16 protein-coding genes and 1 other RNA gene are annotated in these 11,914 nt (G+C 60.2%); 5 read left to right on the top strand and 12 right to left on the bottom strand.

Features of this window, described 5'->3' with window-relative positions; all coding sequences use genetic code 11:
* Nucleotides 1-102 precede the first annotated feature (102 nt).
* The 4 genes from Q8M73_01325 to Q8M73_01310 are packed head-to-tail and all read left to right on the top strand — an operon-like array spanning nucleotide 103 to nucleotide 2,265.
* The gene (locus Q8M73_01325; GenBank protein MDP2287192.1) at nucleotides 103-444 is read left to right on the top strand and encodes a metalloregulator ArsR/SmtB family transcription factor; all 342 of its coding nucleotides are present in this window, start codon (nucleotides 103-105) and stop codon (nucleotides 442-444) included.
* Between the two features lie 3 nt (nucleotides 445-447).
* Entirely contained in the window at nucleotides 448-954 is a 507-nt protein-coding gene (locus Q8M73_01320) for an SRPBCC family protein (protein ID MDP2287191.1), read from the top strand.
* Nucleotides 954-1,700 carry a dihydrofolate reductase family protein gene (locus Q8M73_01315; GenBank protein ID MDP2287190.1) on the top strand — a complete coding sequence of 249 codons (747 nt, stop codon included), beginning with the start codon at nucleotides 954-956 and terminating at the stop codon, nucleotides 1,698-1,700. The genes Q8M73_01320 and Q8M73_01315 overlap by 1 nt, the downstream gene beginning before the upstream one ends.
* Before the next feature lie 34 nt (nucleotides 1,701-1,734).
* Nucleotides 1,735-2,265, top strand: a complete 531-nt coding sequence (locus tag Q8M73_01310) for a hypothetical protein (protein ID MDP2287189.1) — start codon at nucleotides 1,735-1,737, stop codon at nucleotides 2,263-2,265.
* A 411-nt stretch (nucleotides 2,266-2,676) separates the two neighbouring features.
* Here Q8M73_01310 and ssrA read toward each other — a convergent pair.
* From ssrA to prfB, 5 genes are all read right to left on the bottom strand, one after another.
* Nucleotides 2,677-3,044: a transfer-messenger RNA gene (ssrA, locus tag Q8M73_01305) on the bottom strand.
* Between the two features lie 91 nt (nucleotides 3,045-3,135).
* Complete coding sequence (smpB, locus tag Q8M73_01300; GenBank protein ID MDP2287188.1) at nucleotides 3,136-3,615, bottom strand: SsrA-binding protein SmpB; 480 nt, start codon at nucleotides 3,613-3,615, stop codon at nucleotides 3,136-3,138.
* Between the two features lie 19 nt (nucleotides 3,616-3,634).
* On the bottom strand, nucleotides 3,635-4,543 hold the full coding sequence (gene ftsX, locus Q8M73_01295) for a permease-like cell division protein FtsX (protein MDP2287187.1): 909 nt from the start codon (nucleotides 4,541-4,543) through the stop codon (nucleotides 3,635-3,637).
* Entirely contained in the window at nucleotides 4,543-5,232 is a 690-nt protein-coding gene (gene ftsE / locus Q8M73_01290) for a cell division ATP-binding protein FtsE (GenBank protein ID MDP2287186.1), read from the bottom strand. Before ftsE ends, ftsX begins: the two co-directional genes overlap by 1 nt.
* 26 nt (nucleotides 5,233-5,258) lie before the next feature.
* Nucleotides 5,259-6,371 carry a peptide chain release factor 2 gene (gene prfB, locus Q8M73_01285; protein ID MDP2287185.1) on the bottom strand — a complete coding sequence of 371 codons (1,113 nt, stop codon included), beginning with the start codon at nucleotides 6,369-6,371 and terminating at the stop codon, nucleotides 5,259-5,261.
* A 100-nt stretch (nucleotides 6,372-6,471) separates the two neighbouring features.
* On the opposite strand from prfB, the gene Q8M73_01280 reads away from it, so the two are divergent.
* A complete protein-coding gene (locus Q8M73_01280; protein ID MDP2287184.1) occupies nucleotides 6,472-7,281 on the top strand; it encodes a transglutaminase-like domain-containing protein in 810 nt (269 codons plus the stop codon).
* A 19-nt stretch (nucleotides 7,282-7,300) separates the two neighbouring features.
* Here Q8M73_01280 and Q8M73_01275 read toward each other — a convergent pair whose 3' ends face one another.
* From Q8M73_01275 to Q8M73_01245, 7 genes are read right to left on the bottom strand one after another with little or no spacing between them, the layout of a single operon-like run.
* On the bottom strand, nucleotides 7,301-7,744 hold the full coding sequence (locus Q8M73_01275) for a pilus assembly protein TadG-related protein (GenBank protein ID MDP2287183.1): 444 nt from the start codon (nucleotides 7,742-7,744) through the stop codon (nucleotides 7,301-7,303).
* On the bottom strand, nucleotides 7,741-8,184 hold the full coding sequence (locus Q8M73_01270) for a hypothetical protein (protein MDP2287182.1): 444 nt from the start codon (nucleotides 8,182-8,184) through the stop codon (nucleotides 7,741-7,743). Before Q8M73_01270 ends, Q8M73_01275 begins: the two co-directional genes overlap by 4 nt.
* Nucleotides 8,181-8,552 carry a TadE/TadG family type IV pilus assembly protein gene (locus Q8M73_01265; GenBank protein ID MDP2287181.1) on the bottom strand — a complete coding sequence of 124 codons (372 nt, stop codon included), beginning with the start codon at nucleotides 8,550-8,552 and terminating at the stop codon, nucleotides 8,181-8,183. The genes Q8M73_01270 and Q8M73_01265 overlap by 4 nt, the downstream gene beginning before the upstream one ends.
* A gap of 24 nt (nucleotides 8,553-8,576) precedes the next feature.
* Nucleotides 8,577-8,798, bottom strand: a complete 222-nt coding sequence (locus Q8M73_01260) for a hypothetical protein (GenBank protein MDP2287180.1) — start codon at nucleotides 8,796-8,798, stop codon at nucleotides 8,577-8,579.
* 13 nt (nucleotides 8,799-8,811) lie between these two features.
* Nucleotides 8,812-9,717: a type II secretion system F family protein gene (locus tag Q8M73_01255; protein MDP2287179.1), complete on the bottom strand. Its 906-nt coding sequence runs from the start codon at nucleotides 9,715-9,717 to the stop codon at nucleotides 8,812-8,814.
* Nucleotides 9,714-10,571: a type II secretion system F family protein gene (locus Q8M73_01250; protein ID MDP2287178.1), complete on the bottom strand. Its 858-nt coding sequence runs from the start codon at nucleotides 10,569-10,571 to the stop codon at nucleotides 9,714-9,716. Before Q8M73_01250 ends, Q8M73_01255 begins: the two co-directional genes overlap by 4 nt.
* Complete coding sequence (locus Q8M73_01245; GenBank protein ID MDP2287177.1) at nucleotides 10,571-11,824, bottom strand: ATPase, T2SS/T4P/T4SS family; 1,254 nt, start codon at nucleotides 11,822-11,824, stop codon at nucleotides 10,571-10,573. The genes Q8M73_01250 and Q8M73_01245 overlap by 1 nt, the downstream gene beginning before the upstream one ends.
* Between the last annotated feature and the right edge of the window lie 90 nt (nucleotides 11,825-11,914).

The following is an 11,914-nucleotide window of genomic DNA, read 5'->3' as shown; positions in this document are numbered from 1 at the left end:
ATTTCAGATTCGACTCGCTGCTGGCCGGCTCAAACATTGGTGGTGGCATGCAAGAGCTCGTTCGCCTTTGACACATTCCGATATCGGCATATGATTTCGCCCATGGCACGGGCGGCTACGACTTCGGACGTCTTCAACGCGATCGCCGAGCCGCAGCGCCGACAGATTCTGGCGTTGCTGCGCACAGGCGAGCGACCGGTCACCGAGCTGGCCTTGGAGCTCGGGCTGACGCAACCTGGGGCATCCAAACACCTGCGGGTACTCAAAGAGGTCGGGCTCGTGCACGACCGCAAGGCAGGCAAGCAGCGCCTCTACGGGCTGAACGCCCGCGGTATGCAACCGGTTCACGAGTGGACTGGCGGATTCGAGCAGTTCTGGAACGAGAGTTTGGACCAGTTGGACGCGTACGTGCAGGAACTCAAGCAGCCAAGCAAGGAGCCGTGACAGATGGCATCCCCAGAACGTGACACGACAGTGCAGGAAGACACGACCGACCGCGAGCTTGTCATCTCCCGGATTATCAACGCCCCTTGCGATCTGGTGTTCGAGGCGTTCACTGAGGTTCGGCACCTTTCGCAATGGTGGGGACCGGAGGGCTTCACCACCACCACACGGGCATTTGATTTCCGTGTCGGCTCGGAGTGGGAGTTCGTCATGCACGGACCGGACGGGACTGACTATCAGGAGTGGATCTCCTGGACTCTGATCAAGCGGCCGGAGCGGATCGAGATGCTGCACGGCGAGTACCGCGACGACCCGAACGCATTCGTGTCGGTTCTGACGTTCACACCCGACGGTGAGGCGACGCATATCGAAATGCGCACAGTGTTCCCAACCAAGGAGCTGCGCGACGAGGCCGTCGAGAAGTACCACGCAGTCGAAGGAGGCCAGCAGACTCTGGCCAATCTGGATGCCTACGTCACCCACATGATCCGCGAGGGAGTTGAGGACTGATGAGCGCAAAGGTGTTCTTCAGCGTTTCGATGTCACTTGACGGCTTTATCGCCCCTGAGTCCCCCCACGAATTGATGGGACAGCAGTGGATGGAATTGCAGCAGTGGGCATTCCCGCAGAAGTTCTTCCGAGAGAACCTCAAGTTGGGCGAAGGCGGCGAGGAAGGGCTCGACAACAACATCGCTCAGGAGACATTTGAGCGCACCGGCGCAAGCGTGATGGGCAAGCGCATGTTCGAAACTGGCGAGCACTCCTGGCCTGGGGATGCGCCGTTCCACACGCCGGTCTTTGTTTTGACGCACGAGAAGCGTGACCCTTGGGAGCGAGCGGGTGGGACCACCTACCATTTCGTCAACGACGGCATTGAGAGCACCCTCAATCAGGCTCGCGAGGCCGCAGGCGATCGGGACGTCCGCGTCGCGGGTGGCGGCGAATCAATCTTGGAGTACCTCAACGCGGGCTCGGTAGACGAGTTCTCAATTGCGCTGTCACCTGTGCTGTTCGGCTCAGGAATCCGCCTGTTCGAGGGTGTGGATGATGCCCGCGTGGCCCTGACACAGCTGCGATCGGTGGATCTGAAAGAAGAGGTTGCGAACGTCTTCAGTTCTCCAAGTAGGAGTTCAGCCAGGCCGACGTCTAGTCGACGGTGTCCCATTCAGGGGTGCGGGTACAGGTACCGGGGAATATGTGCGCACGGATGCGCTCCGAGCGGGTCCGTGGTCGCCGAGGGCGACCCCGTGGCCTAAGTTTGGCCCACCCTCAGCCCAGATCGGAGAGCCCATGTCCCGTGAAGACAAGGCCCGTGCAGCAGTCCAGGCCCTCATCCCCAACGACGAGATCCTCGATGTGGCCCTCGTCTATCCACGCGGAGTGACGAAGGCCGCAGCCGTAGGTATCGCCGCCGGAAGCGCCATTGGATTCGGCAGCGACTTCCAAGGCGTGGCCGCCATGGCTGGCGCCTACGCGGGCGGCAAGATCTTCTCCAACCTCAAGGAGCTCCCTCAGTCCTTCGTGCTGGCCATCTCACCGACGACGGTCTACGTCCTAGGCCGTGACAAGCAGAGCGACTTCGGCGGTTGGGACAAGCTCCAGCCGATGATCAAGTTCGAGCGTCGCACCCTGCACGTAGAACTCCAGCAGACCGTCGTCACTCTGAACATCACCCTGACCGACACCGAGACGAACTCCAGCTTGGAGCTCGAGGCCAAGCGCCTGGGCAATCTGGACGTCAAGGCGCTGCTCGAACTGATGATGATGTCCGCCGATCACCTCGATGAAGGCGTGGACCAAGAGGCCGCTCGAACCCCGTAACTGCCTGACCCATTCGCGCTGAGGCAGCGACTCGCACGGTGAACGCCGGCAAAGCAATTGCATGTACGGACGTCCTAGCGAGCTTGGCTGACGCGATCGAGAGCCGTAGTTGACGATCTGCCGAGAGATAGCCGCTGAATGCCCTATTCGTCTTGATCTGACGAGAAGGCGTATCAGAATGGGTCGAATTCCATATCCGGAGGGTCGGGCCGCCCTGAACTCGACAATTATCGAGGCCGACTGCTGACGCATCGGGCCGCGTGAATTGCTCACCACGAGCAACTCGCGCCTCACGTTCTCGTGGTCGTGGTCGTGAACGGAATTCAACCCCTAGACGTGACAAAACCCGCCAAGAGCAAACCCTTGGCGGGCAATTGTCGGCATACCCAACACCGGAGTGCGAGCAAGCCTTTGTGGAGGTGCCGGGAATCGAACCCGGGTCCAGGCAGGCCCTTTCCGTTCTTCTACGTGTGTAGCCGCGCTATCGCTGTCTTGACCCCGGTGCTTCGTGCGGCACTACTCCGGGCGGTCCAGTCACTGTTTGGCTTTCCTCCTGCACCCGTGACCGGCACATTTGGTGAGTCCCCTAGCGACGTCAGCATCCGATTCGGGGACACATCGGGCTGACGGCAGATATGTACTTATGCCGCGAGGGCGTAAGCGTCTGCAGACTGCGTTTTATTGGCAGTTATATTTTTCAAGGATTCTTAACGAGATCACCTTGATTCTCGACACGCTTCACCGGTCAAAACATCTGTCCGTCGAAACCTGTCACCCCCATATTGAGTTGTACAGCAGCAACGAGCCGGAGCTCACGTCCATGGTAATCCCAGGTGTCAACATGACGAACTTCCAGTGCAGGAATCTCGACTAGTCGAACCGGCCCTTGGCCACTCGGCCAATCGCCTTGGTGGCTTCGCGCTTGGACTCACGTTCGGCGATTGCCTGCCGCTTGTCATAGGACTTACGTCCGCGTGCCAGCGCGATCTCAACCTTGGCGTAGCCATCCTTGAAATAGAGCGAAAGTGGAATCAGGGTCAGCCCTGATTCCTTCGTCTTGTTCACGATGCGTCGAATCTCTTCTTTACGCATCAGCAACTTGCGGGCACGACGCGGTTCATGGTTGGTCCACGTGCCCAAGGAGTATTCGGGAATGTGCACGCCGCGCAGCCACAGCTCGCCATCTTCGATACTGGCGAAGCCGTCGGTCAGGCTGGCGCGGCCTGCGCGAAGCGATTTCACTTCGGTGCCGGTCAACACCATGCCTGCCTCGAAGACATCTTCGATTGCGTAGTCGTGCCGCGCCTTCTTGTTCTGCGCGACTAACTTTCGCCCTTGTTCGCGGGCCATGGCTGTTTCTCGTTCCTGGTCAGACTCGGAGGTACTTGCGCAGCGTAAAGAATGCCGCAGAACCTGCAAGCAGGATGCCTGTGATGAGCATGACTGGCGCGATCCACATGACCGCGTCCCAGCCAACAAATGACGTGAACTGGAAGGACGGAGCGATGACCTCGTCAACCAGAATGCCCTTGGTCAATACGAGCGCAAGAATTGCCAGAATGGCACCGGCCGCCGCAGCGAACGCCGCTTCGAGCAGGAACGGCAACTGGATATAGAAGTTGGATGCACCCACCAGCCTCATGATGCTGGTTTCGCGTCGTCTGCTGAATGCGGCCACACGCATGGTGTTGACGATGAGCAGAACAGTGACGACAAGCATCAGAACGGCAATCGCAAGGGCGATCGCCTGCAGGCCACCCAGTAATCGGAAGAACTTGTCGAGGATCTGCCGTTGATCATTGACCTGCTCAACACCTGGACGTCCGGCGAATGCAGAGGCGACGACCTCATACTTTGTGGGGTCAGAGAGCTTCACGCGAAATGACTCAGGCAATGCGCTTTGGCGCACATTGTCAGCGATCGGCGAGTTCGCGAACTGCTCTTGGAAATGCTTGTAGGCATCGGCCTGCGACTCATAGAAGATCGTGTCGACGAGTGGCTTCAGTGATTCAAGGTCGGTCTTGATCTGATCGCGCTGCGCGTCAGTTACTGCGCCGCCAGAACACGATGCGGCGTCACTGCCCCTGCTGCACAGGAAGATCGAGACCTCGACCTTGTCGTACCAGAAGTCCTTCATCGTGGACACCTGCGCGCGAAGCAGCAAGGCGCCGCCGAAAAGTCCGAGTGAAACGGCGACAGTGATCACCACGGCCAAGGTCATCGTCAGATTGCGGCGAAGCCCATGGCCGACCTCGCTAGCGACGAACGTTGCGCGCATTACTGGGCGTATCCGTACACGCCACGTGACTGGTCGCGAACGAGATGACCGCCCTCGAGCTCGATGACGCGGCGACGCATCTGGTCAACGATGGCGCTGTCATGGGTGGACATCACCACGGTGGTGCCCAGCCGATTGAGTCGGTCCAGCAACTGCATGATGCCAACCGAGGTACCGGGGTCGAGGTTGCCCGTTGGTTCGTCGGCAATCAGGAGCATGGGGCGGTTGACGAAAGCTCGGGCGATTGCAACGCGCTGCTGCTCGCCACCGGAGAGCTCATCTGGACGGCGGTTCTCCTTGCCCTCAAGCCCGACGACCTCAAGCACCTCAGGCACCACCTTGTTGATGTGGGCCTTGGGCTTGCCGATGACTTCCAGGGCAAAGGCCACATTCTCGGTGACCGTCTTGTTCGGCAGCAGGCGGAAATCCTGGAACACGGTGCCGATCTGACGGCGGAAGTAGGGGATCTTCCAATTCGACAGGTGGCCGAGCTCCTTGCCGGCAACCCAGACCGAGCCCTGAGTAGGACGCTCCTCGCGCAGGATGAGCCGCAGAAAGGTCGACTTGCCCGAGCCCGAAGGACCCACGAGAAAGACGAATTCTCCCTTTTCTATCTCTACGGAGACTTCCTCCAGGGCCGGACGCTGCTGGGTCGGATACAGCTTGGTCACGTGGTCGAAAAGAATCACTTAGAGAGTGTAAGTGGCATTGGCGATTACGCCGCGGATGCTTGCTGCTTGCGCCACCGAATACCGGACTCCACGAAGTCATCGATCTCGCCGTCAAGGACAGCCGCCGTGTTGCCGGTTTCGGTCTCAGTACGCAGGTCCTTGACCATTTGGTAGGGGTGCAGAACATAGGAACGCATCTGATTTCCCCACGAACCGGAGTTGTCGCCCTTGAGGGCGTCCATCTTGGCGCGATCCTCCTGACGCTGGCGCTCAAGCAGCTTGGCCTGCAGGACGACCATCGCGGTGGCCTTGTTCTGGATCTGGGAGCGCTCGTTCTGGCAGGACACCACGATGCCCGTTGGAATGTGGGTCAGGCGGACTGCGGAGTCTGTGGTGTTGACTCCCTGACCGCCGGGGCCACTGGAGCGATAGACGTCTACGCGCAGGTCGTCGTCTGGGATCTCGGCTGTTTCGGCCGGCGCAACGACAGGAATGACTTCGACACCAGCGAAGGAGGTCTGGCGACGTCCCTGGTTGTCGAAGGGCGAGATGCGAACCAGCCGGTGCGTGCCCTGCTCGACTGAGAGTGTGCCGTAGGCGTAGGGCGCCTTCACTGCGAACGTGGCTGACTTGATGCCAGCCTCTTCGGCGTACGAGGTGTCATAGATCTCGTAGGACCAGTTGTGGCGTTCGCAGTAGCGCGTGTACATGCGCAACAGCATCTCGGCCCAGTCCGCGGCGTCAACGCCGCCCGCCTCTGCCCTGATCGTCACGAGAGCATCGCGTGCGTCGTATTCACCCGAGAGCAGCGTTCGCACTTCGAGCTCAGCAATCGCCTTCTGCAGCGATTCAAGTTCCTTCAGGGCTTCTTCTGTCGACGCCTCATCGCCCTCATCCTCAGCGAGCTCAAGCAGGATGGGCACGTCGTCCAAACGCTGGCGAAGGGCTTCGACCTTGCGAAGTTCTCCTTGTTGAAATGACAGTCGCGAAGTGATGGCTTGCGCCTTCTCTTGGTCATCCCACAGATCGGGCACGGAGGCTTCGGCTTCAAGCGCGGCGATGCTCGTGCGTAAGGCGGGCAGATCCAAGACAGTCTCGATGCTGCCAAGAGTGTTCGCCAGTTCCGCTAGGCGCTCGGCAGATTCGATAGAAGTCACGGGTGAGAACACTACGCGCCGGGGCATGAGTCGGGTACAGGATCACCTTGGTGACCTTCCACGGTCAGCGGACGCTCCGCAGTACTGGATACTTCGCTTCGTGAGTGAGCCAATTCGACGCGTGTCCTGCGAATTGGCTTTGTCTGTTCTGGAGCCAGTGCGCTTGAGCCTCCAGGTGGCTCCGTCAAATGAGTTTCTCGACCTCACAGAGACCCTGCAGATCACCAGCGACGGTGTTCCGGTAGCTGTTGAGGAGATCGACATCGCGGGCTTGGGACGAGTCCACGTCTGCTACCCGACGCCAGGCCGAGTTGAAGTCAACTATCAGGCGACCGTGACGGGCAGAGCGCGCGTTCGCAAAGTCACAGATGCTGAGCGGATTGTGTACCGCCGACCAAGTCGGTACGCCGAATCAGATCGCCTGGCACCCATTGCCCAGGCAGAGTTCGCCGGCATCACAGATGCTCGTGAGTTGCTCGAAGGCGTTTCGTCGTGGGTCGGCACGCGCCTGAGCTACGTCGAGGGCAGCAGCGGGCCGACCGACGGATCGGTGGAGACGATGCTCAAGAGGCAGGGAGTCTGCCGGGACTATGCGCACCTGGTGATCGCCATGCTTCGAGCACTGGATGTGCCAGCGCGACTGGCCGCCGTCTACTCCCCCGGGCTTCATCCCATGGATTTCCACGCCGTAGTCGAGGCTGCCGTGGACGACACCTGGCTCGTGAGCGATGCCACGCTATTGGCGCCCCGCTCGAGTTTCGTGCGGATCTGCACAGGTCGCGATGCTGGAGACACGGCATTTCTCTCAACGTACGGTGGGCAGGCTGACCTGCTCTACTCCACCGTCACTGCCACTATCGACGGCATGCTGCCCAGTGACGACGTGCACCAGCATCTGTCCATCACCTAGAGCAGGCACAGGCCTCTGGCTAGTCGCCGCGGAAGTCAAGCCGTGCCTTTGAAGACACGCGTATGACGTCGTCTCCGATGAGTGTGAAGAAGGCGAGGCGCACGGGGGCGCTGAGCTCCACCACCACGTCATCTCCGTTGCTGCGAACAGAATCGATATGCAAGCCGGGAATGCTGACAGCCTCCTGCTCCCGTTGAACGTAGGCGCGGGCGCGAGCAACGACTGTTGCCGCTTCCAAGCGCGTGGCTTCTTGGGCGCCCTTGGCGTAGTACTCCTGCAAGTCGATCGCCTGAGCCCCTGCCAGCGCAGCTGCATCGGCAAGCGCGAACAGTTGCCTGTGCTGGAGAAAGACATTGCCCGCGTCTGTCGCAACGGCCACCGCAAGCAAGCAGATGCCGACGAGTCCAATCCCCAGAATCAATGTGCTGCCTGCTTCGCGATCCTTCGCGCGAAAGGACGTCACGAAATGCCCACATCCGATCGATAACTGTCCATTCGCAATTCGGAGTCAACCGTGATGGGGTAACCCAACTCCTGACTTCCAAGTGCGGTTGGGAGCCAAGGCAGGTCCACGAGCCACTCAAGTCGCACATGAGTCGAAGACGATGGCGACAGGCAGCTTCCGCTGCAAGTGATGCTCAGCGCGGTTGTCGGAAGTTCAAAGCCCTGATCCGACATTGCCAACCGAGCAGCCGTCTGTGCATTCTGCTTTGCCTCGAGCAGTGAGTCCGACATCATGAATGCCCGGCCAGCTTCGCGCACAGCTTGAGTTGAGGCCATCACTGCGGATTCAATACGCAGCGCTGTCAGTAGGACGTAGAGCAACGGAACCAGTACTAGCACCCCAATGATCAGGAATTCCAAGATGGCCGATCCGTTGTCGGTTGATAGCTCACGCTTCACGTGTGCTCCTGCAGGGCATGGGCGGTGACGGACATCGACTCCGGGCCCAGCATTCCTAGCAAGGGCAGCCGCGCCCCTATTTGGATTCTTGTCATCACAATGCCGTGCTCAACAACGCGCGTCGCATGAACGCTGGTCACCACACTGGCAGCGAGATTGCCGTCAAGGAGTTCACGCGCTCGCCGCTCGCCTGTAGAGAGTTGCGAACCGGCCAATGCTGCGACTCGTGCCCCCTCGGCCGCAGCGGCCGTGAGTGTCGAGCGGACATGAAATGTGAGTGCCAGCTGCATTACGGCGAGTGCAACAGCAATGAGCATTGGGGCGACGAGCGCGAATTCGACGACCGCATTTCCACGTTCGCCACTCATGCGCTTGGGAAGTCTCGCCATGGGCTATGAATGGCCAGAGATGCTCGACATGGCTCGATCAAAGACCGACGTCAACGCATCGTCGGCAACCAACCAGATCGCTGTCACCAAGCCTGCGGTCATCACGGCCACCAGCACCCAGCCCGGAACATCTCCGCGGTCACCACTTCTTGACCTCAGCCCTCTCGCCCAGTGGCGCATTGGGGACAGCGACTTCCGCCACCTGTGGGGCAGTTTGCTCAGCATGATTTCTCCTTCACTAGGAACGAACGACGAGCTGGAGGCCTTGCACACCTGGAAACACCGCGATCAACACCACCGTCGGCAGGATCAAAAAGACCACTGGAATGAGCATCGCCACTTCTTTGCGTCCGGCCTTCTCCATCAGAGCGCGACGATCGGCAGCTCGCACGTCAGATGCCTGCGCACGCAGGACATCAGCCAAGGGCGAGCCGCGCTCCATTGCGATGACAAATGCATCGATGAACCGCTCCACCTCAGGGCTGCCGACTCGAAGAGCCAGATCACGCAAGGCCAGATCGAGGGCTTGACCGCCTCGCACGTCGCCAAGACTGCGCTGAAGCTCCGCGGTGAGTTCGCCACCAAGAGTCCGACACACTCGTTGGATCGCGGCCGCTGGTGATTCACCGGCTGCTGCCGCGAAAGCCAGGAGCTCAGCCACCGCCGGCAATTCCCGGGCTATCTGCTCTTGGCGTCGTCCAATGTGCTGCGCGAGGCGACGATCTGCCCAGATCACACCTGCAATTGCGCCCGAGACAAGGAACAGTGGCAGACAGATGGGAGAGGCACCGCGAGCAGCGCAGATGAAGCCCACCACGGCACCGGCAGCAGAGCACATACCGATAGCTCCGGCCTGCTCGAAGCGATATCGATCACCACTCGGCAAGCCTGCGCGCGCAAGTCTGTGCTCGAGCGATGCCTTGGGCCCACGAAACTCCAGCATGGGGCGCACGAGTGCGACTAGGACTTGCCCGACGCCAGGCGCCCTTCGCACACGAGCACGCAGGTGCGGTGTCGTCGGCACAAAGGGAGCAATGCGCTCAAGCATCGAGGGGGGTCGAAACGCAAGCGCGCGTGAGACCACCAAGGCAAATCCAAGCGCGGCGAGCAGGCCCAGTACCGCGCCAGCAGCAACCGAATTCACGAGTCCACCAATCGACGTTCGTCCGGCAGCCGACCGATCCAGATCATGATTCGGTACGCCAGGATCGACAGTGCCGCTGCACAGAGCAGTACGACGGCGCCCTGAAGACTGCGATATGAGTGCAAGGCCGCAGGGCGGGTAGCAAGCATTGCCAGGGTGAGCCACGGCGCCGCAACGGCGAGGCGCGCGGCGTTGATCGTCCAGCTTTGCCTTGCCTCCAGCTCCCCTCGTACGCGAGCGTCCTCGCGCAGCAAGGAGCTCAGCGTGCGCAGCACGCTGCCCAAATCGTGACCACCAACGTGATGCGCGACAACGAGCGCCGCTGCGACTCGATCGGCAATCGGGTCGGCGAGTTCGTCTGTCAAGACATGAAGTGACTCTTCGAAGGATCCGGCCACTCGATAATTGCCCGCGAATTCGGCGAAAGCGGCCCTCAGCGCACTGGGACCTTCGTCTGCCAAAGCACAGACTGACTCCGGCAAGGAATAGCCCGCGCGGACCGAGGCCAGCAAGGCATCAATGGCATCGGGCCACACCTTTCTGAGCTCGCGCTGACGGATCCGAACCCTGCGCTTGATCAGCGCGATGGGCATGCTTGCGCTCGCTGTACCCGCCAGTAGAGCCACGACTGGCAGGGCGGTCACGAGCAAGGTGAGCACGAGGCAAACGAGGCCGACCGAAATACACACGAGCAGGAGGCGCGAACCACTGAGTTGCGCAATACCTGATTGCTGAGCCAAGCGATCCAGGCCAAGAGTCCGAGAAGTCGCGCGCTGCGATTGCGGATGCCTACGCAATGAGGTGAGCATGAAGATGACTCCGACTGCCATGCCGAGCCCGACAAGGGCGCCCATCAGGCTGCTCGCTCAGAGTGCGCTGGCGATGGGGCAAGCAGTGCCGCAAGGTCGAAGCCAGCATTTGCAAATCGATCAGCATGAGGGGGAAAGCCGGAGCGTCGCTCCAGACCGGATCTCCCGGTCGCGAAGATCTCGGCCAGTTCGACTACGCCATTCTCGATGCGTCCCGACAGGCCAACAATCTCTGTGATGCGCCGCCTGCCATCGCGCTGGCTTGCCGCGTGAATCACAAGATCAACAGAACTGGCAACAGTGGGGACTACGAAATCCGCGGGAATGTTCTGTCCGGACAGAAGCGGCAAGGTGCAGAGTTTCAACACTGCATCCCGAGCACTGTTGGCGTGAACAGTTGCCATTGCGGGCATGCCGCTGTTCATCGCTATGAGCAAGTCAAGAGCTTCACCTTGGCGCACCTCACCGACGACGATCCGCGTCGGACGCATCCGTAAAGCCTCCCGAATCAACCTTCGAAGTGAGACTTCGCCGGTGCCATCAAGACTCACATCGCGAGTTTGCATCGCGACCCAATCCACATGGGCAAGGCGCAGTTCGAAGACCTCCTCGCAACTCACGATGCGTTCGCCAGTGTCAAGTGAGCCGAGCAGGGCATTGAGCAAAGTTGTCTTACCTGCCTGTGTTCCACCGGCAACCACGATGTTCAGCCCCGAGGCAACGGCCGCGTGGAGAAAGACAGCGGCCTGGTCACTCAAACTGCCTAGGCGGACAAGATCGTGCACCCGAGAGGGACGGAGCACGAATCGTCGGATGTTGACTGACCAATGACGGCGTGTGATGTCTGGTATCACCACATGCAGACGACTGCCATCGGGCAGGATGGCATCGACGAACGGGCTTGAAATATCAATGCGACGTCCGGATGCGCGCAGCATGCGTTCGACGAGATCACGCACCTCACGGTCAGACAGAACAACTGTTGTCAGTTCTGACTTTCCGTTGCGAGCGATGAAGATGCGCCCGGGTTCATTCAGCCAGACTTCTTCTACCGTGGGGTCATCAAAGAACTGCTGAAGCGGCCCGAAGCCGGCAATCGCCTGATGTAGATCGCGAGCGATACCAATGTGCTCATCGGACCCGGCCTGTCCTCCGTGATGGATCCAGACCTCGGAAGCCAGGTCATCAAGAAAGTCTCGAAACTCCGTCGGTCGTGTCATCGGATCCAAACCTGAATCCTGAATCGCCAGGCGAACCCGAGCTTCCATGTCTTCGCGCACCTGCGCTAGCGATGGCATCTGACCCCCCGTTGGACAACTTCATCAACGGTAGGTCGAGAGAACATTCAGACGAAGCTGAAGAAGACAAGCTGTGCATAACCTGCACGT

The organism is Actinomycetota bacterium (assembly GCA_030684515.1).
Lineage (GTDB): Bacteria > Actinomycetota > Actinomycetes > S36-B12 > S36-B12 > UBA11398.
This window is presented reverse-complemented; position numbering and strand designations above follow the sequence as displayed.

Excerpts from the sequence above, each read along its gene's own strand:
- Q8M73_01320 (MDP2287191.1), top strand. The coding sequence starts at position 448 with ATGGCATCCCCAGAACGTGACACGACAGTGCAGGAAGACACGACCGAC.
- Q8M73_01325 (MDP2287192.1), top strand. The coding sequence starts at position 103 with ATGGCACGGGCGGCTACGACTTCGGACGTCTTCAACGCGATCGCCGAG.
- Q8M73_01250 (MDP2287178.1), bottom strand. The coding sequence starts at position 10,571 with ATGGGCGCCCTTGTCGGGCTCGGCATGGCAGTCGGAGTCATCTTCATG.
- Q8M73_01245 (MDP2287177.1), bottom strand. The coding sequence starts at position 11,824 with ATGCCATCGCTAGCGCAGGTGCGCGAAGACATGGAAGCTCGGGTTCGC.
- ftsX (MDP2287187.1), bottom strand. The coding sequence starts at position 4,543 with ATGCGCGCAACGTTCGTCGCTAGCGAGGTCGGCCATGGGCTTCGCCGC.
- Q8M73_01310 (MDP2287189.1), top strand. The coding sequence starts at position 1,735 with ATGTCCCGTGAAGACAAGGCCCGTGCAGCAGTCCAGGCCCTCATCCCC.
- Q8M73_01265 (MDP2287181.1), bottom strand. The coding sequence starts at position 8,552 with ATGAGTGGCGAACGTGGAAATGCGGTCGTCGAATTCGCGCTCGTCGCC.
- smpB (MDP2287188.1), bottom strand. The coding sequence starts at position 3,615 with ATGGCCCGCGAACAAGGGCGAAAGTTAGTCGCGCAGAACAAGAAGGCG.
- Q8M73_01260 (MDP2287180.1), bottom strand. The coding sequence starts at position 8,798 with ATGCTGAGCAAACTGCCCCACAGGTGGCGGAAGTCGCTGTCCCCAATG.
- Q8M73_01315 (MDP2287190.1), top strand. The coding sequence starts at position 954 with ATGAGCGCAAAGGTGTTCTTCAGCGTTTCGATGTCACTTGACGGCTTT.